This window comes from Methylophaga sp. F-2 (assembly GCF_056859315.1).
The window spans coordinates 115,371-140,284 of sequence record NZ_JBSXOF010000015.1; the positions used below are offsets into that span (position 1 = coordinate 115,371).

Genomic DNA, 24,914 nt, shown 5'->3' on the forward strand with positions numbered 1-24,914 from the left:
TTCAACAGCAGACGCAAAGTTAGCTCTTTGCGTCTTTTTATGACCCCATGCTCACCAAATCAGCATTCAAATAAGCTTCAGAACATTACCTCAACAGACCAATACTCTCGCCTGCTATGGCAGAATTAGTAAAAAATTTTTATTCAATGTAACCTTCATTACACATTTCTTAACAAATATTTACGCTTCCGGGAACTAAGCTCTGACTTATTACCTAAGTAAGCGATGAACGTGCTATAACGGAATAATATGAAGAATCATTATCATTTAAAATTAGCCTGTGTGTTTTTATTTGTTTTGTCTGGATTAATGACATCTACAGTTCTTCTTGCTGAAACACCAGTTACTGTTGTATCACCAGAAAAATCAAAAGTAAGTGATAACTTATCACTATCAGGAACACTGACGGCTGAAAAACAAGCGATGTTGTCACCGCGAGTCGATGGCCTAGTTTCAAAGGTATTTGTTGATGCTGGCAGTAAAGTCAAAAAAGGCGACTTATTACTGGAGCTTGATCCCGCCTTATCTAAACAGGTTTTGGCTCAGGCAAAAGCCGCCACCGCTGAAGCACAAGCAGCACGTAACGAAGCGCAGCGACTTGTTGATGAAGCCAAAGGTTTACGAGAAAAAAACTATATCTCTGCCAGTGAAAATGCCAGTCGATTATCGAATCTGAACCTCTCAGAGGCAGCGCTTATGGCTGCCAAGGCAGCAGAAGCCTCAGCACAGGAACAGCTAAGTCGCCATCGTCTCCCCGCGCCGTTTTCGGGTGTTATCAGCGCTAAGCTTACCGAAGTTGGTGAGTGGGTTAACCGAGGAACCACTGTACTTGAGCTGGTGGCTACCAATAAAGTCAGACTGGATGTCAAAGTACCTCAGGAACGCTTTTCTGAAATCAACAGGCATAGTCAGGTAGAAGTTATCCCAGATGTTTTTCCTGATGAACGCTTCAAGGGTACGATCAATGCCATTGTACCAGTCAGTGATCCACAGGCTAGAGCCTTTTTAGTACGTATTCTTATTGATACCGGTGATATCAGCTTACTGCCTGGCACCTCAGCAAAAGCCATTATTGGCTTGAATGACAATCAACAGAAACAACAACGAATCATTATCCCTAGAGATGCATTACTTTTGCACCCTGACGGTGGTTACAGTGTCTTTGTAGTAAAAGACGGTGTTGCCAAACGCCATAAAGTCCACATCGGCACCCAAAGTAGTCAGGGCGTTACCATTTTGTCTGGCATCACTCTAGACGATAAGGTTGTTACGCGTGGTAATGAGGTATTACGTGATGGGCAAAGCATTACCATCGTTGAATCAGCACAATAATCAGGTCTAGTTATGCTTGAAGCCCCCATCAGAAACGGAAAGCTGCTCACGGTTATCGTTCTTATCATAATGGTACTGGGCATTGCTGCCGCAAAACGTATTCCGGTACAGATGATTCCTGATCTTGATGTGCAAACCATCAGTGTGGTTACCGGCTGGCCTGGCGCGACACCACAGGATATTGAAAAAGAAATCCTCATTGAGCAGGAGCGCTACCTGCGCAGTGTGCCCAACCTGACCAGAATGGAATCACTGGCAGATACAGGCGAAGCCAGCATTGAGCTGGAATTTCCTTTCGGCGTTGACATCAATCAGACCTTAATAGAAGTATCCAACGCCCTTAGTCAGGTATCTAACTACCCTGAAAATGTCGATCAGCCACGCCTGTACAGCAGCTCTTTCTCAGAAAATGCGTTTATGTATTTTGCTGTTACACCGCTGCCTGGTAATCCACTGAGCCTTGATATGGATATGGTCACTGATTTCATTGATGACGATGTCAGACCGCGTATGGAACGTGTTCCTGGTGTATCCGAAGTTCAACTTCGTGGTGGTGCTGAACGACAAATACAAATCCACATAGATCCCGCTAAACTGGCACAACGCGGTCTATCGTTAACTGATGTCAGAGACGCCATTCGTGAACGTAACAGAGATACCTCAGCCGGCGATCTTGACGATGGTAAGCGCCGTTACTTTATCCGTACCGTAGGTCGTTTCAAAGATGTTGAAAGCCTTCGAGAATTGACTCTGGCTCATCGCAATAATACGGATATCAAACTTAAGGACGTAGCAGAAGTCAGGCTGGATCATTATGAAGTGCGAGGTTTGTCGATAGTCAATGATGAAGCCGCACTGACCATGGCTGTTAAGCGTGAAACAGGCTCAAATGTCATTGATATCAAACAGGCCATGCTGAAAGAAATTGATGAAATCCGCCAGGATCAACTTCATCCTAACGGCTTAACTATTTCCCTGATAGGTGATGACGTTCGTTATGTTCAAGCCTCTGTAGAAAAAGTCACGCAGAACCTGGCCCTGGGCGCCATTCTTGCGACGCTTATTCTGTATTTATTCTTACGTTCGGGCAGAGCCACCGTTATCGGCCTACTCGGCATGCCCGTATGTACGATTGCAGCCTTTATCGGTTTACTCGCCTTTGATCGCACGATCAATGTGATCTCTCTGGCAGGGATTGCTTTTGCCATTGGTATGACCGTGGATAACACCATTGTGGTCCTGGAAAGTATTGAACAGGCACGTCGACGAGGATTGGATCGGATCCAAGCGGCCATTACTGGCGTAAAAGAAGTGTGGACTGCGGTACTGGCCTCCAGTATGACCACGGTATTAGTGTTTGCTCCGGTGTTATTTGTTGATGAAGAAGCAGGACAGCTTTATTCAGATATCGCGATTGCGATATCCACAGCTATTTTAGCCTCTATGCTATTTGCTGTCGCCGTGGTGCCTGCTGCCTGTGCCCGAGTTGGCTTTGGTGATGATCGTGATCATGGTGATGATTTAAAACATCCTGGCCCGATTTTAAAAATGGTCAGCTGGCTCAATACCTCACCTTTAAAGCGCTTACTCTCCATTGTGATTATTTTTACCAGCACCATGGGCGCTGGCTGGTATCTGCTACCACCAGCTGAGTATTTACCGGAAGGCGAAGAACCCAAAGCCTTCAGTATGATGATTGCCCCGCCCGGCTATAACATACCTGAGATGCGTTTATTGGCAGATGACATCCGCCAGCATTTAAGCGAAGCCTTGCATGCCGATCCACAAAAGTTTGATAACGGTGAACACAGCTTACCAGCACTTAAATATTATTTTCAGCGTATTAATCCAGGTTCGATATGGATTCTGAGCGAACCTGTTCGTCCACAAGATTTACAGGCGATGATGGATGCACTCACATCAATGTTTAAAGAATATCCGGGAATGCGTGGTTTCTCGAACCGAGGTTCAATTATTTCCAGTAATCAGGGCGGCACGCGCGCTGTTAACCTTGATATTTCCGGCGCCGATCAGGAAAGCCTCTACAGCACGGCTGAATATGCAATGAGACGTGCTGAAAAGCTGTTTGGTAACCCTCAGATTGAGTCTGAACCTTCAGCGCTGTCTCTGGACCAACCGTTGGTCGAAATTCGTCCGAACTGGGATCGGCTAGCCGAGATCAATATGTCTGCAGATGATTTTGGTTATACGGTAGCCGCATTAAGTGACGGTGCTTATGTCGATGAGTTTTTTATGAATGATGACAAAATTGATATGTTCATCTTTAGCACCGCCGGACAAAACCAAACCCTGTCATCACTGGCTAATGTGCCTATCATGACGCCACAAGGTACGGTTTTACCCTTAAATGCGCTGGCCAATATTGTTGATACGGTAGACAGTGATCAGTTACGCCGTGTGAATGGCCGTCGCACGGTCACCTTACTGATTATTCCACCACGAGAAATTGCACTGGAAACAGCGGTGAACCAGGTTCGCACCCAAATGCTGCCAAATATGCAGGCTGAGGGAGAAGTAGCTAAAGGGGTTTCTATCAGTATTTCGGGTGCTGCTGATCAGTTAGATGCTACCCGTGAATCTTTATCAGGCAACCTTGTCATTGCATTAATTCTTATTTATTTGCTGTTAGTCGCTATATTTAGTCACTGGTGGTATCCATTACTCATTCTTGCGACCGTGCCCTTAGGTATTGCTGGTGGTATTGTCGGCTTAGCAGCAGTCAATGCCGCCGGGCCATTACTCAACCTGTTTGGTCTTCCAGCGATTATTCAACCATTCGATATGATTACCATGCTTGGTTTTGTCATTTTGCTGGGTACTGTCGTCAACAACCCTATTCTGATTGTTGAACAGGCGCGAAGGAATTTAGAAGATAAAGCAGTATCCGTGCGTGATGCCGTCAATCAGGCGGTTGCCACTCGCTTGCGTCCAATCTTGATGTCAACCGCCACTACCGTGTTTGGCCTGGCACCTTTGGTCTTTATTCCAGGTGCAGGGACGGAGCTTTATCGCGGCGTCGGTATCGTCGTGCTGGTTGGCATTTTATGTTCAATGATCGTCACGCTGACCTTTTTACCCAGCTTGTTAATCACTGTTTTAAACTGGGCTGAACGCTTCTCCGTTAAGAAAACAGAGATTAATGAAGCAACGACGAGAATGTAACTAACACCACTTGTTCTATTTGAATTTATCTCAATGGTTTGCTGACCAGATAATGTGGACCGATGCCGGAAATCATAAACTCCTCGGAAGCCAGCGTATAAGCTGATCGGCGATAAAAACCGATTGCCGTACTTCTGGCATTGGCCCAGATGAGGGTTGCTCCCTGGGATTTCGCATATCGCTCCGCAGCCGTCAGTAAGGCGCTTCCAACACCTCTGCCTCGGTAATCCGGTGCAGTTGCCATCGCTCTGATTTGATAGCTATTGCTCTGCTTCAATAAAGGATTATCGTTGAGATAAACCGATACTATTCCAACGATATTCTCGGTTTGATCCACGGCAGCAAAATGTCTTGTGGTGACAGCATCATCGCCCTCAAAGACACATTCAGAAAGCGGTTTACCTGGGCGCAAAACCTGACTTCTTAAAGCATGTGTTTGCTGTGAAGCTATTTCTCTAATTTCCATATTTCTCAACGACAACGGCAATAGGATGATGACTATCAAAAATAAACATAATAAAGGCATCCATTAAACGGCGTGATTATACCTTTTCAACACCAGAGTGAAGCCAAGTGACCAGAACAGCCAAAGCTAAATTATGCTGAAAAAAACGCCTCTGTTGTCTGATAACAAGAGAGGCGGATAATTCAAAAGTCGATGCTGGTTGAAATGGTAAATGTGCGTGGTGCGCCGTAAGCCATGCCGCTCCAGGTATCCACACCTGACCAGTAGTCACGATCAAAGACATTATGGATACCGGCACGAACGGTCACGTCTTTACCTGCCACCAACAGATCATAACGAGCACCTAGGTCGAGTCGGGTCCAGCTGGGGATTTTCTGAGTATTGGCCTGATTAACATATTGTTCACCGGTGTAAATCAAATTTGCCGTCCAGGTTAAAGCTGGCAGCATGGGCATATCCCATTCAGCACTAATATTGGCCTGACGTTCAGCGACACCAACAGGGGTATTACCTTGGGTTGCCGGGTTATTGGTTTTATTTAATTCTGCATCCAGTAACATCAAACCACCTAATAGCCGAACATCTGGGGTTAATTGTCCAAACACATTCATTTCGATGCCGCGGTTGCGTTGTTCACCTGACACAGATGAGATATTGTTCACCGTCTGATAGCTGGGCTTTTCGATCTGGAACAAACTCACTGTTGATGTGAACTCACCAAAATCAATCTTAGCACCCACTTCATATTGCTTGGTTTTATAGGGTTCAAACACTTCCCCCGCATTGGCTGAACTATCGTGCGCAATATCGCCTTTACTCAAGCCCTCACTGCGATTGGCGTAAAACGATACATTTTCCCAGGGTTTAATGACTACACCCACCATCGGTGTTAATGCACTTTCATTGTAGTGTGTGGTGACGGCACCAGTACTGGCATTGAAACTGTCTGATTCCACCTGTTGTCTTCTGACACCAAGGGTCAGTTGCACTCTGTCATCCAACGCAGACAAGGTATCCGCTAAAGCTATCCCTGTTAATCGACTCTCACTGACTCTAGGTGCATTATGCGGATTAGCGACCACAATCTCTGCCTGATCGGTCGGTGAATAAAGATTATTTAAATAGGATGAACTGGCATTGATCGTCGCTTTTTCGAGCTGATCGCGATACTCCGTTAATTGCACAGTCATATTGTGATTTATCGCACCCGTATCAAACCAGCCTCTCAAGCCAGTGCTGACGGTATATCTATCCACATTAAAATCGGCATTACTTGGTGTTACGCTGACATCACCCGATGCATTGGTAATGCTGGGATAACCAAATAACCGGGATACACGGGTTTTACCACCGCCGATATCTGCAAAAAAAGTTAATTGGTCATGGATATCGTATTCCGCTTTGAGCAGTAATGACTTGTCATCTACCTTCGACCATTCCCAATCCTGAGTAATATTATGTTCACCATCCGGCGCTGACGGCACATCAACACCATTGGCTAACCATAAATGACGTAAGGGGGCATCCAGATCCTCTTTTTGATGAATAAGATCGGCTGTCATCCTCAGTTTTTTACCCTGATAATCCAAAGCTAATGCCCATGACTCGACTTCGCGTGATTGATTTTCACGCTCGGTATTACCATCACTGACCGTACCGTTAAATCTAACCCCAAATTGATCGTCATCACCAAAACGTCGACTCAGATCAAGATGGCCTTTTAATTGGCTGTCGGAAGCATAAGATGCGGTCAACCGCGTTAAATCCTCATCCAGAGCGCGCTTGGGAACGATATTGATACTGCCACCCACACTACTATCTGGTGACATTCCATAGATCATCGATGCCGGGCCTTTTATGACTTCAATTCTGTCCACATAATCTGCCAACACCCGGTAATTAGACGCCACACCATAGACACCATCAAAGGCGATATCACCTGAGTTACCTTCATTCATAGCAAAACCACGAATACGGAAAGAATCCAGCATGCCACCACTCACATGTGCTGTTCTGACGGAAGGATCAGTTGATACCACATCGGCTATGGTTTCGGCCTGTGTATTGTCGATAAAATCACTGGTAAAGTTGGTCATATTAAACGGCGTGTCCATCACATCACGGTTACCCAGGATACCGACACGACCTTGTTTCGCGACCTGTCCCCCAGCATATTTATCAGTTTGTAAGGACTTTTTTACTTTTTCAGCGTTTATATCAATAGCGCTTAAAACAACCTCATCCTCTGACACCGCTTTAATAACAAAGCCTGTACCGGTATCTTCCGCCTGCAGCTTATGTCCATCTAATAACATCTCTAAAGCGTTCTGCGGCGTATAAAAACCTTTAATCGCTTTTGCTGATTTGTTTTTCACCAGATCAGTATTCACCACGATGGATATCTCTGTCTGGCTGGCAAGTTGGTTGAGACTACTTGATAAAAGACCTGCCTTAATATCAATTGGCTTTTTCTGACTCTCTGCCGCCGACACAACGGAAAGCCAGCTTAATAAAAACACAACAAGGCTATAGCGAAACCCGGCTGTTGAAAAAAAACGATAAATAAACATGAGACTCCCTTATTTCATTTGTCTTACCTACTCTGACGAATGACATAAAGAAATCACCACCTTTAACTTCATTTATGTTTTTGGGACAACAGTAATAGCCGTCCACCAGGGAGTGATATGGGTGACTTTTAGCGGGAATGAGTCTGCTAATAAGGCTAATGCCGCCTGCGGATTATCAAGTGGCAACACGGCCGAGACATGATAATTCTCTAACTGCTGAGCATCAAAATAGAAATAGCCCTTATGGAAACGGTTCAGAATAGTAAGCACCTCAGTTAACGGCATACCATCCACCATCAACTGGTGTTTATTCCACATCAGACTGGCATCATCAACACTAAAGTCAGAAACCTTACCCAAATGTTCAGCATAAACACGAATCTGCTGGCCCGGCTGAAGGGGCTTAACATCACAGCCTCGTCGCTGACATGTGGCTGCTACAGTGGATTCGATCACTTTCAGTAAGGTGTAATCGCTACGCTTATCCACACTAAACTCTGTACCCAAAGCCGTGAGACTACCGTGTTCTGTTTTGACGACAAACGGTCTTTGTGGATTTTTACTTACCTTGACCCGTATTTCTCCCTTTAATAAATGAATGGTTCGCTGGATATGATTAAAATCCACATTAATAGCACTATCACTGCTGAGCATAATTACTGAGTTATCTGCCAGGGTGTAGGATTGCCAGTCACCGACGGATGTTTGTTTATCAGCCATCATCAGCGTGACTTTATCTGGTAGCCAAACAAACATTGGGATAAAAATAACCATTAATAATACAAAGGTTTTTGCTAAGGTCTGCCAGGAATGCTGATGATATGCTTTGCTGGTTGAGACTGATAACGCAGCCTTTGATGCCGACCGGGGAAACTGTTGGATGTCACCTAATAGCGCTTGTAACTTATCCACCGCCTCAGCATGCCGAGGATCCTGATTTTTCCAGTCAAGGAAGGCTTGTTTTTGTGCTGTTGACGGTGGGGTTTCTTCATTTGACATCAACACAACCCACTCCGCAGCTTGGGTGGCAATACTTTCTGAATCTGTCATTTAAGGTGATGAACTCGTGACCATTAAAAGATTTCTGTTTCAAACGCCTGCTGACAGGCGACTAAACTCTGAATCAGATACTTCTGCACCATGGTGGTGGATACACCCAGTTTTTTACCAATGGCAGACTGGGTTAAACCATCAATATGCCTGAGAATAAAAGCCTGTCTGACGTGGCTAGGTAAGGTTTCCAGCGCCTCAGAAATTCTACTAAGTGCATTAATGGCCAGATAAACATCTTCTGTTGATGGTATTGGATCTGCATCATCCAGGCTGAGTTTTAACTCTTCTAAATAGGCTTGTTCTAATAAAAAGCGGCGACGTTTATCAATCAATAAGCGCTTGGCAATCGTCAACAACCAGGGACGAGGTTCTCTGATTTGAGTTAAGTCATTTTGTTTGCTGATGACATTCACAAAGGTGTCATGGGTGAGATCGCTGGCGTTTTGCGAACAGCCTAATTTTTTACTTAACCAGCCCGTCAACCAATAGTGATGATTTTCATACAAAGACGCAATAAAACTGTTTTTATAGCTCGGCTGATCAAAAACAATCTGTTTATTACTCGACATATTAAACGGCTGAACCATATATAGATATTAATGATAACTATTATCATTTAAAAACTATCCCTTATGCAACCTTTTGTTTTTAATAAAAACCGTTATCTGAGTTAATATGAAGCGATTATTGCATTGAGTAAGATATGAATTATGTGTAGAAGCAAGCGGATGATCTACATTGAATAGATAAAATAACCAGAGATAATGATAAATAATGAAAGAGACAGGAAAGATTAACTATCTTGAAATTCCATCGTCGGATTTAGATAAGACCAAAGCTTTTTTCAGTCATGCATTTGGCTGGAAATTTATTGATTATGGTCCTGACTATATCGCCATTGAAGACGCCGGCATTGATGGTGGATTTTATCGATCACCACTGGTCGCGACACCAGAGTCAGGTAGTGTATTGATAGTGCTCTATAGCAACGCTCTGGAGGAAACACTAAAAGACGTAAACGCCGCTGGTGGTCAGATTGTCAAAGACATTTTCGCTTTTCCGGGAGGACGACGTTTTCACTTCACCGATCTCACTGGTAATCAATATGCCGTATGGTCTGAATAAACGATAACCTCCGACAAACTTATGATTCATCACGCCTTTTTAAATAACTGCCAAACTGAAATATCAAAAAACCAATCAACGATAACACGATAGCAATTTCATACCTTCTGTAAGCCACGGAAAGACCTATCGCACCCGTTAACCAAATACCGGCCGCGTTAGCGGTACCCATCGCTCTACCAGATTCTTTCACTATGGCACCACCCCCAATAAATCCCATACCGGTAATCACGCCATACATGACCCGCGCTTCAGCATCACTTCCCTGATAAACATCCATCGCTACCAACATAAAGGCACAACAGGCAATAGACACCAAGGGATAGGTTCTTAACCCAGCACCGCCGCTATCTACATATTCACGATTAAACGCAATAGGCAGTGCGAGCATAAACGCGATACCTATCTGATATAAATTAAACCAAACCTGATCAAAATTAATATCGGGCATAAAAACATCTCTTAAAGGCAGAGTGTCACCATGCCATTAGCAGGCGATCTATTTCAATGATTTTTGTTTCACAAAGATCAGATCATCTGTATCGAACCCCGCCGCTTTAGCTCTATTAATAAAGCGTTGCTTCACCTCTTCAGACACATCCGGAGTCCGTGAAAGTAACCACAGATAATTGTGATTTGGGCCTGAAACAAAGGCATAACGATAATCATCTTCTAACTCAAATACCACATAACTGCCATAAAAAGGCCCAAAAAAAGAGACTTTAAGATGTCCAGTATGTGGACCTTCGACAAAATAGGCTTTGCCTTCGGCCTGTTTCCACTCCTTATCCTCTTCCGAGTAACCGCGGTTGATCACTTTAACGCCACCATCCCCTTTTAAAGAGTATTGCGCTGTAACATTACTTAAACCACGTTCAAAGCGATGATCAAGTCTGGCTACTTCGTACCAGTTGCCGAGATAGCGGTTTAAAACAAAGTTATCTACAGGTGTGACGCCTTTGGGTGTGCCTGTACAGGCTACGACGCTCATAACTAACAAACAAAGCATGCCGATTAGCCGCATATATCACCGTCCTCTCATTATTTTTATGGCTGAAGCAATATGTGTACGACACGAATTGACGCTATTGTTTCCCTTAAAGAAGAAATAAGCTGATGGATCCTAAAAGGCAGTGATTGCTTTCACACCAATATAGATGGCACTAAATAAACCAATCAAAAAAACCAATGAACGATAGGTATCCATATCGAGAATATAAAATAAGGGATGAAAAATTCTACTAAGTAAAAATAAGCCGGCTGGATAACTAAAATCAGCTAGATTAAGTCCAGAGGCATATGCCAGTAAACTCATAGCAGAAAACAGAGTCAATGACTCCCAGGCATTGTGTTGGGCAGCCATAACACGTGCACCCAAGCCGGTCATATGTGCTTGCTGTGATCTCGGATAATGATTATCAAACTTGCCAAACTGCCTGTAACGGCAATAACCACCTAACACCGCCAGTAACATCGGCAAAATAGCCACGATAAATAAGACCCATAAAATAAACGGCATACATCTACTCGCTTTGTTTAGAAAATACGGTGTTTAATGCGTTTAATAACGCCTGTTGAAAACGTTCAGGTTCCTGAATCTGTGGCGAATGACCTAAATCATTAAACAATATCAAATGTGAATCAGGAATCGCTTTTGCCGTTTTTCTGGCTAATACGGGGTAGTTGCCCAATTGTTTTTTGATATCGTCTGGCACAAAGGCTTTACCGATAGCAGTATTGTCTTTCTCACCAATAAATAGCCATGTCGGCACTGAGAGCTGATCAAATTCATGTACGACGGGCTGCGTTAAAATCATGTCGTAATGAATAGCAGATAACCAGGCTGAGTCTTCTTTATCCGCCCTATACTGTATCATCAGCATATCGACCCACTTCTGATAATCATCACGCCATTGACCCGCGTAGTATGTTTTTTGTTGATAGGCTCTGGCGCGCTTTGTTGTTAGTGTCAGTTGGTTTTTATACCAGTCTTTAATCGACACATATGGCACGCCTTTAGCTAACCAATCTTCCAGACCGATTGGATTCACTAAAAATAAAGCATCAACATTATCTGGATACAGCAAAGCATAGCGTGTTGCCAGCATGCCACCCATTGAGTGGCCGACAATGACAGCTTTTTCAATACCCAGTTTATTTAATAAATTCCAGCTATTGGTTGCCAATTGATGGAAGCTGTATTGATAATCAACTGGTTTTGAAGATTTACAAAACCCTATCTGATCCATTGCTATAACCCGATAACCAGCTGCCGCTAACGCTTTAATTGTCTCCCCCCAGGTGGCTGCACAGAAGTTTTTACCATGAAACAATACAATCGTTTTCCCATTAGCTTTGGCTGTCGGTTTTATATCCATATAAGCCATTTCCAACTGCTTTTTCTGGCTGGAAAGAGGCATAAACTGAACTGGATATGGGTAATCAAAATTCTCTAATCTAAACCCCGTTTTATTATTTGCTGAGACAGAAGAACTGATCAATAACAGCGTAACAATAAAACTAATGGCATGGCATATCTTCATCATGACTAACTATTTACCTGCTTCTTTGTTGTTTTTGGCTAAATATCATTAATATTAGTGATATTTAGCCGCCGTGATAAAGAGATTAAAAGACTCACACCAAATCACGACGGCCTGGTAATCTGCCGGATTAATACCTTCTGGTATATCAAGCATAAAGCCGTTAAAGGTTCTGACATCACCTATGTTTAACATCTTATCTTTATTCGCTAAAAAGTCTGTTTTATTCTCAACAAACACGGGTGATAAATATAATTTGTAATCCGGACCGGGAGAAATCTGCCCATCAAACGCTATTTTATTAGCATTAATATATAGCGTACCACTACCGTAATGTAGGGCATCACTTCCCTCAAGATCGCGCTCAAACTGGCCAGTAAATAATGCTGATGTCGCAACTTGACCAATCTCCGTCATGGACGGTTTATCCGGTTGTGTCAGTATGGGTAAAGCATAAATACCTAAGCCAAAACCAAGTACCAACATCATTCCATGCGTTATCAGTAATAATAGCTTTTTCATGGGTTACCCCCCCTTGACCACGTTACTGTTGTGCAGAAAGCGCTTTTATCTGTCGTTTATTGTTATCTATTTCCTGCTGAAGGCTTTTAAGCTGCTGTACATGCTGCTCAACTATCCCACGCATATTTTTCAATAATGCCGGGTCACGAGTGGCGATCATCCCATTTCCTACATCATAGGTTTGATTCTGCAACTCGTCATATCTTGCTTTGTTTTCTTTTTCCAACGCGATTTTTTGTTTTTGCAATGCCCTGTTTTCTTGCTTGAGCATATTTATCTGGTAAATACGTGAATTTTCGTTATATGCAGCGGTTAGCTTGTTTTGTTGTTCAATATCTTGTTTCGAAGGTTGGTGAAGTTTGATTTCGACTTTTTCAGACTGAGCATTACAGGGCTTATCCTGATAATGAACTTGTCCATTATCATGACATTTATAAATGTCTGCCTGAACTGCTAATCCAAAACAAAGACTGATTAATAATAAAAGTCGTGACATCCATTGCTCCTAAAATCCCTTTTATAGCGATAACGCTTACTTATGATAGGAAACCACCCTTTCCACTTCATTTTTTGAGCCAAGAAAGACCGGGACACGCTGATGGATAGTTTCTGGTTGCAGGTCCATAATACGCTGTGTGCCCGTGCTGCTGACACCACCCGCTTGCTCAATGATAAAACTCATCGGATTAGCTTCGTACATCAGGCGTAACTTTCCTCCCTGCTCTGCAATCCGACTATCAAGTGGATACATAAAAATGCCACCGCGTGTCAAAATGCGATAGACCTCCGCCACCATTGAAGCATTCCAACGCATATTGAAATTCTTTTCACGCACACCATCAACACCCTGAACACATTCATCAATATAACGTTTAACAGGCGACTGCCAATAGCGCTGGTTCGACATATTAATGGCAAACTCGGCGGTATCCTCAGGAATCTGCATATTGGGATGCGTCAAAATAAACTCGCCGACCTCTCTATCTAAGGTAAAACCATTCACTCCAAATCCCGTGGTAAGAATCAGCATCGTGCTCGGACCATACACACAAAATCCAGCGCAAACTTGCTCTGTGCCTTTTTGCAAAAAATGTTCGTGGCTTGGGTTTTTGATACCTTCAGGACAGCGTAATACCGAAAAGATGGTACCCACACTCAGGTTGATATCGACATTACTGGAGCCATCTAACGGGTCAAAACATAGTAAGTACTTACCCTTGGGGTAATCCTCAGAAATAGAGATAATTTCATCAATTTCTTCTGACACCATGGCAGCAAGGTGGCCTGTCCAGTTTAAGTGCTCAACCATGACATCATTGGTCAGAATATCGAGTTTTTTCTGATGTTCACCCTGCACATTATTACTGCTGGCATAACCTTCAAGGCCTAAAATACTGCTACGGTTAACCAGATTCGCGATTTTTTTGCAGGCGCTGATGACATCATTTAACAGCCCGGTTAAATCACCTGTAGCAGAAGGATGAGCACGCTGCGTTTCAACAAGGAATTGATTAACTGATTGTCCGATATCAGACATAGAAGCGTCTCCGTTATTAACACATTAAAGCTATCACCATTTCTAACACGGAGAGAAAAGAAACCCGGCCTGAAGCCGGGTTTTTAAGGTTTAAATTTTAATTAAAATCTCACCCATGCCTATGCCGGAAACATCACCAGCATAACGTTGAACACGTGAAAAAGGTTCAATTTCAGCAAATTTGGTATCAAACTTTTTAAATGACGCAAACATCAGCGGCAAAAACGCTAATGTATGTGAACCACAGTCATTAAAGTTAGCAGAAATACCTTGTTCCGGTGCTGATGTCAGTAATAAAGTGCCGCGTTTCATCGCGTAACCAAAATGCTTACCGACTTTTCCTAACACAGCAATCGTGCCAGACACCATTCTTGAACCACAGTAATCACCGGCATTACCTTCAATGAAGATGTACCCACGACGCATATGATCACCGGTTCGTGCACCTGTATTACCTGTCACGATCACGGTACCACCAGTCATGCCATTTTTATAACCAATGCGTGCACCACCCAGGAAATCACCGGCATTACCATTAATTTTAATGGTGCCACCTTTCATTTCACAGGCTGCATAAACCCCAGTGTTGCCGTTAATAACGATATCACCGGCTGCCATAAACTGACCAAGATAAGCCCCGGCATCACCATCAACCGTGATTTTACCCGTAGCCATGGCATGACCTATATGGTCCAGTTTGTCTGTAGCTTTAGCAAAATGAATATTCTCGACATCCTCACCTTGAATATCAAAAATTTCATCGGTACGGACTTTTTGATTACCGACAACTAAGGTGATCGCTGCAATCTCAGCAGCTGTTTTATCAGCCAGTTTATCCGCTGTTAATGGTGAACAATCCACCCGCTGTGCAGGTGACGTTTTTAACGTGAATGTTAATGCACTCATGCCATAATCTCCTGCAAGTGGAAGTGATATGGGCCTAATTTACCGCCGTAGTTACCCGCACTGATTCGACGAATACCGTTTTCAGCGCCCAAGTCACACACAGCTTGAATACCCACTCGCATCGCTTTATCAATATCTTCTTTGGTTAGGCCGTCAATAACAATTTCCATGACCGATTCAACTTCTGGTGATAAATCACTCTTAGTCTGACCTTTCAGGGTCGGGCAAAAGGCATCATTGGTCGATGCGTTTAAGGCTTTAAATTTAGAGCCCACTTTAGAACCGGACCGTACAACCCCACCAGGGAAAGGCATGATGACGTTTGGAATTTTTCTCATCTCTTCGATAGCCGCTTCACAGGCAGCTAAAGCCTGAGCTTGTGATTCTGCCAATACCAGGAAGTTACCACCACCGACCGAGTCATGCACACCGGTTTTTTCCTGTGTTAAAAATTCACCATCCATCACAGGAATACGCCAGTAGCGTTTGCCATCAATCATTTTTGAAATCTGGAAACCATCACCGAAATAACGCAGGTTTTGACCTAGAGCAATTTCTTTTTCGCTGTTATCCAGACCAGAAAATAAGGCTGAAGTCGGTGAAGTCAAAATACATTGGCCAGCACGTGTTTCTACTTGTTTTGCAAGGCCTTTACCGCCCATAGCAAAGATAAGCACAGAGACGCCTGGGCGACCATCTGGTGTTTCACTTGGATCCAATTCACGCTCAATACCCGCTTCACAACCACAGGCAATAACAGAGGTAGCAAAGCCGGTAAATGCCTGTGCCGAAATCATGGCCCACTTGGCATTTAATGCCGTAATAATCAGCCGAGTGCCTTTCATCGGAAAAGCTTCAGCAAACGTCTCGTCTATAGTGACGCCGTTGATAATCATAACTTGCCTCCTTTTTTCAACGGCTGTACGGTCAAGCTTCCGCGGCCATCATCCACGATTTCATCATCACTGATTTTGAAGTTACCCATCGTCATGGTGTGATATTTATCGAAGTATTCTTTTAATGGTTTTTCAATGCCTTTATCGTATTCAGGTTTGACCACATGAGTCGTCCCCCAGGTGACTTTAACCAGCTCACCATTTTTCACAACGATATTGCCATCTTTAAACACATAATCCGGTGAAGTGAACATTTTTTCACGATCAGCATGATCGGTATACACGGTGATATCCGCTGCAGCGCCTACACCTAAATGACCACGATCAGACAAACCGACCAGTTTTGCTGCACCGGCACGCGTCATAATCGCAATATCGTAAAGACTGTATTCGCGATCTAAAGACGCTAAATGCGTGGCATTTTGTGCTTCCGGATGCAGGGTAGACAGCATATCGTTACGGAATGATTTATCCATCAACAACTTAATCAAATGAGGATAGCTGGTAAAAGGTGCACCATTCGGGTGATCCGTGGTCAGGAATATGCGCCATGGATCATCCACCATCAGGAAGGTTTCCAGACCAATCATCCACTGCAAAGCATTCACAAAACTTTGATCTTTGTATTTGAACGGTACAACACCACAACCACCATCACATTCAATATCCATACACACCCATTTATTGGGGTGGGCATGTTTACTGCCATCAAACTGACGCATATTATCGCCAGAGGCAGTGACTGTCTGGCCAAACAGAATCTGACCCACGTCGACGGTGATATTTTTGTTTCTGTTAATCGCTTCTGCAATCTCTGCTGCACCGGATGAGAATTTAAAGTCACCTTCTGTGCCATAACTATGGAACTGAATATGCGTTAGATGCATCGGCAAACCTTCAATACCTTGAATAGTATCGAGGGTAGTATCTTTATTTCCTGGCACACCAAGATTACAACCATGTACGTGTAATGGATGAGGAACACCCAGTTCCGTCACCGCACGAGATAGGCGTTGTAAAATCTCACGTGGAGAAACGTTATAAAAACTATTTTTCTCATCCAGATCCAACTTACGTTGATTGAATTTGAATGCGTTAATACCGCCAGGATTAACCACTTTCAGACCAATCGCCTGACTGTGAGTTAATGTCCAGGCAACATAGTTATTAATCGCTTCCTGATCTTCATTGGCTGCCATCATGCGTAACAGGAAGTCATCACTTCCCAGCATGGCATAACCACCTTTATCAATAATCGGTGTGTCATGCATTTCCATATGCGCTTGGCGAGCATTAACTGGCATCACCGCAGGCTCAAAACCGGCTGTGTAACCCATTTCGGCATAACGATAACCCGTAGTTAATGTGCTTGGTGCAGCATGGCCACAACCACTTCGCATTAACTCGGTACGTTCAATTAACGATTCCGCATGATCTTCCGGCAACATGGTACGGGCAATATTGACCTTACCACCACCAATATGCGTGTGCATATCAATCGCACCCGACATAATGACTTTGCCACGAACATCAATTTCTTCATCAACTTTACCATCCGCCGGTGCATCAACGATGCGACCATCACGGATATAAATATCTCTCACCACATCATTTTGCCCATGTTCTGGGTCAAAAATGCGTCCACCTGTTAATTTTGTCAGCATATTTTTTCTCCGTTTACAGGGCTTTCTCAACAGCAGTCAGCACGTCATAAGTGCTTGGCAAGCCACTGTCACGTAATTTTTTGAGTGGTAGTGACACAGAACTATCACAGCGGAAAGTACGACCGACATGATCAATACCAGGAACACCCACCGGGATAAAGACTTCAGGCTCATTATCAAATGTCATACCAGAGCGGCCTAAAACAATTGTTGGTGCGTCTGTTTTTGGTGGTGTTAATTGGGTATTGAAACTGGAAATCCACACCAGACAATCCACCTCGCCTTCATCCAACATGCGTTGTCCACGGTTCAAATACGGATCATAGTCGGGCATATTGCGACTGAAGCTGGTTCGCATTGGGTAACCTGCCTGCCAGGATGACACAGCATTCACCGTTGTATCACCATCCTTACCGCCTAACATCAAACCATTGCAACGTGTTTTTTCATTGACCTCTTTGATCATTTCACACAGGTTTTGAATAGTAGCTTCAGCATGCTCCATACTCATTTCAGAACCAGACCAGGTCAGAACAGAATATTTAGCAGCTTTAATTTTTTCAGCCAAATTGGCGAGTTCTGATACAGCAATACCACCAACGGTTTCAGCCTGAACAGATTTACCTTTTACCAGAGCACGTAATACTGAAATCACCTCGGGTAAATCATCTATATCGCAAGGCAGAACAGCTGCTTTTTTACCTGCTGGTGAAGTAGAAGCATCACCTGAAGGCGCCTTACCTAGATAAATCACTTCTCGAGATTCAATATCCTGGCCGAACATACTTTCTTGTGGCCAAACCATGCGTTCATAAAAACGGGGAAAGCCTTTTTCAATATCACTACCGACAACGATAAGTAAATCTACACGATTTCTGACTTCGGTCAGCGTGGTCGTCATATAGCCGGTGTCTTGCAGCACCAGAATATTTTTAAAGGCATTATCAGAATAAAAACTGTCGACTGTTGCTCGTGTCGCATCAGCCACGGCCATCGCTGCACGAGCACCGTTTAAATCAGTAGCCATACCACTAATCAGCGGCTGTTTGCTTGATTTCAGCAAACTCGCGATATGGTTAACTGCTTGTTCAAATGAAACATCCTGACCTTTTATTCGTGGTGAAAGATCGGTTATCGGTGTCTCAAAGCCTGGTTTGGTGACCGCATCGCCATTTTCTTTCACCGTGACAGTATTGCCTTTAACTTCAATGACTAAATCATCGGAAGCAATACCACAAAAAGGACTCACTACATCTTCAAAGATGTGAGCTGCTGTATTGTCCGTCATGTCGGTGTCCTCAATTACTCAAATTACAAAACTGAAATCAGTAGCGCTTGATAATAAACAGCCGGGACCATGACAGTCACGAATTAATTCAACTTTCTATTATCAATTATGTTTGGCTCGCAAAAGTAGTGAGTCAATATTGTTATCACGTAACTGCTTCTGCAATGCATCAGCTTTACTACGCCCAGCAATAGGACCCACCTGAACGCGATGCCACGTATCTTTATTGTCTATAGTAACGCTCTGAACTTTAGACTCAATACCTAATAAGGCTAATTTGGCCCTGAAACCATCAGCGTCACTTGCCCGCTTAAACGAGCCAACTTGCAACATATAACTGACATCAGCTTCAGCAGAGGGTTGCGTTTCACTGCCCGTTTCGCTTCCAATAGTGGCTTCTGCTGCATCTGAGTCATCAGAAGGCGAAGTCACGATAGGCTGAGAACCCTGATTTTTTTTATCCACCATGACTTCCATCTCAGGAAGTAAGGTATAAAAATCAAATGTGGGTTCCACCCCTTCTTTTTTTGCAGGCTTTTGTTTTTGCTTCGACTCGGTTGTTTTTACACTGCCAGACTTATCTGCTGGAACATTATCTTTGAGATGCAATAAAAACATCACAAATGCGCCTACAGCAAAGCTCAATAACATCGGCCCCCATGGCAGGGAGCGTGATGATGAATCGTTACGTGTATTTCTTTTTGCCGCCAATGTTCAACCTCTTACATAGACTCAGGCGCAGAAACACCCATAACAGACAATGCATTTTTAATCACTTGTCTGACTGCAGATACAAGTAATAAACGAGCCTGACTCAATTCCATATCATCCACAATAAACTGATGTGCATTGTAGTAAGTGTGGAAATCACGAGCTAAATCAGTAAGATAATGTGCCAGTAGATGTGGTGTATGGTTTAACGCGGCTGTTTCCAGAATCTCAGGATAACGCGATAACATGCTCATCAGAGCTTCTTCATGAGGCTCAGTCAACTTAGCTAAATGTTGTTTTGCCGCTTCTGCATCCCAGTTGTGTCCACGTTCAGCCAGTTGTCTAAAAACACTGCAGACACGTGCATGGGCATACTGGACGTAATACACCGGATTATCGTTGCTCTGTGATTTGGCCAGTTCCAGATCAAAATCCATATGCTGATCAGCACCACGCATTACATAAAAGAAACGCGCTGCATCTTTGCCAACTTCATTGCGTAATTCACGAAGAGTGACAAACTCACCACTGCGAGTAGACATACCTACTTTTTCAGTTCCCCGGTACAGCACAGCAAATTGCACCAGCAAGACATTTAATTTATCCGCATCAAGCTGCATTGACTCCACAGCCGCTTTAACACGCGGAATATAACCATGATGATCAGCACCCCAGATATCAATGATGCGATCGAAGCCACGTTGATATTTATTGAGGTGATAAGCAATATCAGAAGCAAAATAGGTGGCCTGACCATTATCACGCACAACAACGCGATCTTTTTCATCACCAAAATCTGTGGATTTAAACCACCATGCACCTTTGTCCTGGTAGAGATGACCAGCTTGTTTCAGCATTTCAACAGCTTTGTCTACATCACCGGATTCAACTAATGAACGCTCAGAAAACCACTCGTCATACTCGGTACCAAACTCAGCCAGATCATCACGAATGTCATTGAGGATGGCATTTAAGCCTTTATCAAAAACAATCCGATAATTGGCTTCACCTAATAAGCTTTTGGCTTTATTGGTTAAGGCATCAATATGCATTTCTTTATCGCCGCCATCAGGTTCATCAGCAGGGATATCCTCAAAGACCTGACTGGCAGACAGCAAAAATTGATTTCCATACTCCGTTTTTAACTCTGCGGCGATGGTGCGAACATATTCACCTTGATAGCCATTACTTGGGAAGGTAAACACTTCACCACATTCATCTAGGTAACGAAGCCAGACACTAGTAGCCAGAATATCCATCTGGCGGCCAGCATCGTTGACATAATATTCGCGATGCACATCAAAGCCAGCGGCAGATAACAGACTACTAACAACAGAACCATAAGCTGCACCACGCCCATGACCGACATGCAAAGGACCTGTAGGGTTAGCTGAGACATATTCAACTTGTACTTTTTTACCCTGACCTACCTGGCTTAATCCGAACTTTTCACCCAGCTCAAGCACATCTTTGATGACTTGTTGATTCGCTTCAGCAGAAAGGAAAAAATTAATAAATCCAGGTCCGGCAATCTCGACGTTTGTGACAAAGTCGGTTTCTGGTAATGCTTCGAGAATTTCGGTCGCAATTTGTCGTGGATTCATTTTGGCTGGTTTTGCCAACATCATCGCAATATTTGAAGCAAAATCACCATGAGATTTATCTTTGGTTCGTTCTATCTGAATCTCAGGTAGATCAAACTCTAGAGCATGTTTCTGAGTAAATGAAGATAAAGCCTGACCAAGCAGGTTTTTCAGTTGATTTTTCAACGTTGATGAACCTTGAATGCAATTTGAATAGTGTCGCGCATTTTACCCGATCATCCGCTTGGATTACATCCTTGTTTCGTTATCGTTTTTAGGTGGTAAATATGTTTACAAAAGATCGACTGGATCAATATCAATTGACCAACGTACTTTTCTTGCCAGTTTATGCCGTGAAATCACACTGATATGTCGATCCAATAACTGATGTAAGGGTTTTCGATGTGCGCTACTCAATAATAATTGCGCTCTGAACCGCCCTCCCTTTTTTTCCATAATGGCTGGAACCGGTCCCAAAATCAGAACCTCCTCTGACGCATGTTGATGACATTGTGCGCTGAACTCTTGTAAAAACGCTGTTGCTTGTTCTCTATCAGAAGATTCAGCGCGGATAACCGCCCAATTCGAAACCGGCGGTAATTCCATATCAATACGTTCTTCCAACAAGCTCTCTGCTGTTTTTTTATAGCCGTTTTTGATGAGGTTTTTCCAGAAAATATGCGCAGGTTGTTCTGTCTGAATTAATACCTCGCCTGACTTATCTCCACGCCCGGCTCTGCCAGTGACCTGGGTAATCATTTGTGCCAGATTTTCTGTGGCTCTGAAATCAGCACTATACAATCCCTGATCAGTATCGAGAACACCAACGAGAGTAACATCATGAAAATCATGACCTTTTGCCAGCATTTGTGTTCCCACCAGAATTCGGGCTTCCCCTTGTTTAATATCAGCAATCAGATCTGAAAAAGCGTTCACTCTCTGGGTAGTATCTCGATCGACTCTAATAACCGGTGTTTCAGGAAAAAGTTTTTGCAAGTGCTGTTCAATTTTTTCCGTGCCAGCACCATAACTTTTCAATGACTTTGATTCACATTCAGGACATTCCTCAACTAATCGCTGAATAAAACCACAATGATGACAAAACAAAATATTGCGATGCTGATGAACCACCATTCTTGCATCACAATGTTTGCATTTAGCTTGCCAGCCACAGTCATGACACATCAAAACGGGGGCATAACCACGTCGGTTGATAAACAAAATAATCTGATTACCCGCATCCAAATGTTTTTTGATTGCTTTGAGTAAGACATCGCTAAAGCCATGCTCAGGATTTGCTTGACTGTTATCGACTAAACGTACCGCTGGTAATTGAGCATTACCTGCTCTTTGTGTTAACTCAAGCAATTGAAAACGTTGTTTTTTTACTTGGTACAAGCTCTCTAGTGACGGTGTCGCACTGCCCATGACGATCGGTATATTGTATTTTTGAGCTCTAATCAGAGCGACATTTCTTGCATGATAACGTAAGCCATCTTGCTGTTTATAGGAACTGTCATGCTCTTCATCGATGATGATAAGTCCAGGGTTAATCAATGGGGTGAAAACGGCTGAGCGTGTACCGATAATCACATTTGCTAAACCTTGTTTTGCTAATAACCAGGCTTGTTTTCTTTCTTTATCTGAAACGGCAGAGTTCAGGATGACTATGGTCGTGTTCAGTCTTTTTTTAAATCGTTCAACAAACTGTTCTGTCAGACCAATTTCTGGAATAAGTATTAATACTTGTTTATTGGTTTTTAACACTCTTTCGGTTAGCTCAATATAAACTTCTGTTTTACCGCTACCGGTTATTCCTTCCAATAAAAAGGGCTGAAATTCTTCTTTTTTTTGCCAAACGTTTTCTACAATCTGTTGTTGTTGCTGATTCAGTATTAAATCAACATTCAGTTCATTACTTGGAATGGGTAATTTTGCTTTTTGTTGTTGTGATATCAAGCCTGCTGTTTCAAGCGCTTTGAGAGAACTGCTGACATTCCCTAAATACTGTTTAAACATCGACTGGCTGATACCGTCAGCATAATCTTCTAGTAAATCCAGACACTGCTGTTGTTTTGAACCCATTTTTTTATCGACAGATATGTCTGTTCTGAACCACCACGTTTCTTTATCAAGTTCTGCTGGTTTTCCTGTTCTGAGTAATTTGGGTAAAGCTGTCTGAAAACATTCGCCAAGAGGATGGTGATAATACCGACTTACCCAAAGTAATGTTTGCATTAATTCATCTGGAATTAATTTTTTGTCATCTAACTTTTCTTCGATCGCTTTTAACTTAGTGATATCTGTATCGCTTTTAACTTCGGTCAGTTTTACAACAATGCCGGTGCAGAGTCGGTTGGCAAAGTTTATTTTTACCCGAGCACCTATTTCCCATTCGGAGATAGGTAAGTCTGAGGTGTAATCAAACAATTGTCTGAGAGGACACGGTACGCTAATGTGAAGTATGCAAGTCATTAATTAAACATAAAGAAAGAAAGATATTTTTTTAGTGATGTTAATGATTTATGCCTGTGGATTGTTGGATAGTTCTTATTACAACATATAAATCAGATTGTTATCGATGTTTACACTTGTTGATAACTTTAAAGCTGCGCAGACTAAATCCTGTGGATAAAAACAGGATTTATCCACAGGGAAAGTTATCCACAGCTTGTGATCGATCTTATATGGATCTTATACAGCACTTATTATGAGTAAAATTTACGCCTGTTATTAGGTTAAAAATGTGTTTGGAGAATGAATGAAAATAGCAATGATTGTGGCGATGGATGAACAAGGTGTGATTGGCAAAGACAATGATTTGCCATGGAAAATTTCTGCCGATTTACAGTTTTTTAAACGAACCACCATGGGTAAACCCATTATCATGGGAAGAAACACACATGAATCAATTGGCAGACCACTACCGGGTCGAAGAAACGTCGTTGTGACGTCACAAGATGATTATATTGCTGACGGTTGTGATGTTGTTCATTCATTGGAGCAGGCATTTTCTTTGTGTGAAAATGCTGAAGAAGTGATGATTATGGGAGGAGCATCGCTCTATAAACAATGTTTTCCACTATGTGACAAACTCTATATCACACAAGTCCACACCACCATTGATGGTGGTGATACCTGGTTTCCTGACTGGGATCGTTCTGATTGGAAACTGGTGAGTTCAGAAGACCATAAAGCCGATGAAAAGAATCAGTATGATTATAGCTTTATGCTATTTCAGAAGATTCAGAACAGATGATTTGTAATGCGTGCTGTAAATGTTCTGCAGCTTCGTACCCTAAATCAGTGAGATAACCCCCATCATGTTGGCTGATGAGTCCTTTTTTATATAAATTTTCAGTGGCATCGATCATTTCTTGTCTGGCGTTGTGATGAACTTTAATGCCTGCTTGAGTGCTGTTTAACGGGAATTGAAGTAATACTTCGATTTCTTCTATTAGATATTGTTTGATTGTCATGATCTGAGCCTTTTGCTGTTTTTATGGATTTAAAATAGCATAAAGGGTGAAATTCA

Annotated in this window: 23 protein-coding genes; 4 read left to right on the forward strand and 19 right to left on the reverse strand. The window is 43.0% G+C overall.

What is annotated here, in order from left to right; all coding sequences use genetic code 11:
• Positions 1 to 249: 249 nt before the first annotated feature.
• Together AC13DA_RS02860 and AC13DA_RS02865 are read left to right on the forward strand one after the other, a co-directional pair.
• Positions 250 to 1,332, forward strand: a complete 1,083-nt coding sequence (locus AC13DA_RS02860; protein WP_284451399.1) for an efflux RND transporter periplasmic adaptor subunit — start codon at positions 250 to 252, stop codon at positions 1,330 to 1,332.
• A gap of 12 nt (positions 1,333 to 1,344) precedes the next feature.
• Complete coding sequence (locus tag AC13DA_RS02865) at positions 1,345 to 4,515, forward strand: efflux RND transporter permease subunit (RefSeq protein WP_284451398.1); 3,171 nt, start codon at positions 1,345 to 1,347, stop codon at positions 4,513 to 4,515.
• Positions 4,516 to 4,540: 25 nt separating this feature from the next.
• On the opposite strand, the gene AC13DA_RS02870 is transcribed toward AC13DA_RS02865, so the two are convergent.
• The 4 genes from AC13DA_RS02870 to AC13DA_RS02885 all read right to left on the reverse strand — a co-directional run bounded on the left by AC13DA_RS02870 (position 4,541) and on the right by AC13DA_RS02885 (position 9,173).
• Positions 4,541 to 4,981 (reverse strand): GNAT family N-acetyltransferase, encoded by a 441-nt coding sequence (locus AC13DA_RS02870; RefSeq protein WP_284451397.1) that lies wholly within the window; start codon positions 4,979 to 4,981, stop codon positions 4,541 to 4,543.
• Positions 4,982 to 5,163: 182 nt separating this feature from the next.
• On the reverse strand, positions 5,164 to 7,551 hold the full coding sequence (locus tag AC13DA_RS02875) for a TonB-dependent receptor (protein WP_284451396.1): 2,388 nt from the start codon (positions 7,549 to 7,551) through the stop codon (positions 5,164 to 5,166).
• A gap of 72 nt (positions 7,552 to 7,623) precedes the next feature.
• Positions 7,624 to 8,601, reverse strand: a complete 978-nt coding sequence (locus AC13DA_RS02880) for a FecR family protein (protein ID WP_284451395.1) — start codon at positions 8,599 to 8,601, stop codon at positions 7,624 to 7,626.
• 23 nt (positions 8,602 to 8,624) lie between these two features.
• Positions 8,625 to 9,173 carry a sigma-70 family RNA polymerase sigma factor gene (locus AC13DA_RS02885; protein ID WP_284451394.1) on the reverse strand — a complete coding sequence of 183 codons (549 nt, stop codon included), beginning with the start codon at positions 9,171 to 9,173 and terminating at the stop codon, positions 8,625 to 8,627.
• A gap of 205 nt (positions 9,174 to 9,378) precedes the next feature.
• Between AC13DA_RS02885 and AC13DA_RS02890 the strand changes: the two genes are divergently transcribed.
• On the forward strand, positions 9,379 to 9,729 hold the full coding sequence (locus AC13DA_RS02890) for a VOC family protein (RefSeq protein ID WP_284451393.1): 351 nt from the start codon (positions 9,379 to 9,381) through the stop codon (positions 9,727 to 9,729).
• Between the two features lie 19 nt (positions 9,730 to 9,748).
• Here AC13DA_RS02890 and AC13DA_RS02895 read toward each other — a convergent pair whose 3' ends face one another.
• The 14 genes from AC13DA_RS02895 to AC13DA_RS02960 all read right to left on the reverse strand — a co-directional run bounded on the left by AC13DA_RS02895 (position 9,749) and on the right by AC13DA_RS02960 (position 23,854).
• Positions 9,749 to 10,180, reverse strand: coding sequence for an MgtC/SapB family protein (locus AC13DA_RS02895; protein ID WP_284451392.1), 432 nt, complete (start codon positions 10,178 to 10,180; stop codon positions 9,749 to 9,751).
• 48 nt (positions 10,181 to 10,228) lie between these two features.
• Complete coding sequence (locus AC13DA_RS02900; protein WP_007144221.1) at positions 10,229 to 10,753, reverse strand: lipocalin family protein; 525 nt, start codon at positions 10,751 to 10,753, stop codon at positions 10,229 to 10,231.
• Between the two features lie 99 nt (positions 10,754 to 10,852).
• Positions 10,853 to 11,248 (reverse strand): MAPEG family protein, encoded by a 396-nt coding sequence (locus tag AC13DA_RS02905; RefSeq protein WP_007144222.1) that lies wholly within the window; start codon positions 11,246 to 11,248, stop codon positions 10,853 to 10,855.
• Positions 11,249 to 11,252: 4 nt separating this feature from the next.
• A complete protein-coding gene (locus AC13DA_RS02910; RefSeq protein WP_273179237.1) occupies positions 11,253 to 12,275 on the reverse strand; it encodes an alpha/beta fold hydrolase in 1,023 nt (340 codons plus the stop codon).
• Between the two features lie 51 nt (positions 12,276 to 12,326).
• Positions 12,327 to 12,794: a DM13 domain-containing protein gene (locus tag AC13DA_RS02915; protein ID WP_284451391.1), complete on the reverse strand. Its 468-nt coding sequence runs from the start codon at positions 12,792 to 12,794 to the stop codon at positions 12,327 to 12,329.
• 22 nt (positions 12,795 to 12,816) lie between these two features.
• The gene (locus AC13DA_RS02920) at positions 12,817 to 13,290 is read right to left on the reverse strand and encodes a DUF4124 domain-containing protein (protein ID WP_284451389.1); all 474 of its coding nucleotides are present in this window, start codon (positions 13,288 to 13,290) and stop codon (positions 12,817 to 12,819) included.
• Positions 13,291 to 13,326: 36 nt separating this feature from the next.
• Complete coding sequence (locus AC13DA_RS02925) at positions 13,327 to 14,331, reverse strand: class 1 fructose-bisphosphatase (protein WP_284451388.1); 1,005 nt, start codon at positions 14,329 to 14,331, stop codon at positions 13,327 to 13,329.
• 90 nt (positions 14,332 to 14,421) lie between these two features.
• The gene (locus AC13DA_RS02930) at positions 14,422 to 15,237 is read right to left on the reverse strand and encodes a formylmethanofuran dehydrogenase subunit C (RefSeq protein ID WP_284451386.1); all 816 of its coding nucleotides are present in this window, start codon (positions 15,235 to 15,237) and stop codon (positions 14,422 to 14,424) included.
• Positions 15,234 to 16,133, reverse strand: a complete 900-nt coding sequence (fhcD, locus tag AC13DA_RS02935; RefSeq protein WP_007144228.1) for a formylmethanofuran--tetrahydromethanopterin N-formyltransferase — start codon at positions 16,131 to 16,133, stop codon at positions 15,234 to 15,236. The genes AC13DA_RS02930 and fhcD overlap by 4 nt, the downstream gene beginning before the upstream one ends.
• The gene (locus AC13DA_RS02940; protein WP_007144229.1) at positions 16,130 to 17,797 is read right to left on the reverse strand and encodes a formylmethanofuran dehydrogenase subunit A; all 1,668 of its coding nucleotides are present in this window, start codon (positions 17,795 to 17,797) and stop codon (positions 16,130 to 16,132) included. Before AC13DA_RS02940 ends, fhcD begins: the two co-directional genes overlap by 4 nt.
• 13 nt (positions 17,798 to 17,810) lie before the next feature.
• On the reverse strand, positions 17,811 to 19,085 hold the full coding sequence (locus AC13DA_RS02945) for a formylmethanofuran dehydrogenase subunit B (RefSeq protein WP_284451385.1): 1,275 nt from the start codon (positions 19,083 to 19,085) through the stop codon (positions 17,811 to 17,813).
• A gap of 102 nt (positions 19,086 to 19,187) precedes the next feature.
• Positions 19,188 to 19,796, reverse strand: a complete 609-nt coding sequence (locus AC13DA_RS02950) for an SPOR domain-containing protein (protein WP_007144231.1) — start codon at positions 19,794 to 19,796, stop codon at positions 19,188 to 19,190.
• Between the two features lie 11 nt (positions 19,797 to 19,807).
• Positions 19,808 to 21,565 carry an arginine--tRNA ligase gene (gene argS / locus AC13DA_RS02955; protein ID WP_284451384.1) on the reverse strand — a complete coding sequence of 586 codons (1,758 nt, stop codon included), beginning with the start codon at positions 21,563 to 21,565 and terminating at the stop codon, positions 19,808 to 19,810.
• A 105-nt stretch (positions 21,566 to 21,670) separates the two neighbouring features.
• Positions 21,671 to 23,854, reverse strand: a complete 2,184-nt coding sequence (locus tag AC13DA_RS02960) for a primosomal protein N' (protein ID WP_284451383.1) — start codon at positions 23,852 to 23,854, stop codon at positions 21,671 to 21,673.
• A 286-nt stretch (positions 23,855 to 24,140) separates the two neighbouring features.
• Between AC13DA_RS02960 and folA the strand changes: the two genes are divergently transcribed.
• Positions 24,141 to 24,638, forward strand: a complete 498-nt coding sequence (folA, locus tag AC13DA_RS02965; protein WP_284451382.1) for a type 3 dihydrofolate reductase — start codon at positions 24,141 to 24,143, stop codon at positions 24,636 to 24,638.
• On the opposite strand, the gene AC13DA_RS02970 is transcribed toward folA, so the two are convergent.
• On the reverse strand, positions 24,607 to 24,858 hold the full coding sequence (locus tag AC13DA_RS02970) for a TIGR02647 family protein (protein ID WP_007144235.1): 252 nt from the start codon (positions 24,856 to 24,858) through the stop codon (positions 24,607 to 24,609). The genes folA and AC13DA_RS02970 overlap by 32 nt on opposite strands.
• Positions 24,859 to 24,914 lie beyond the last annotated feature (56 nt).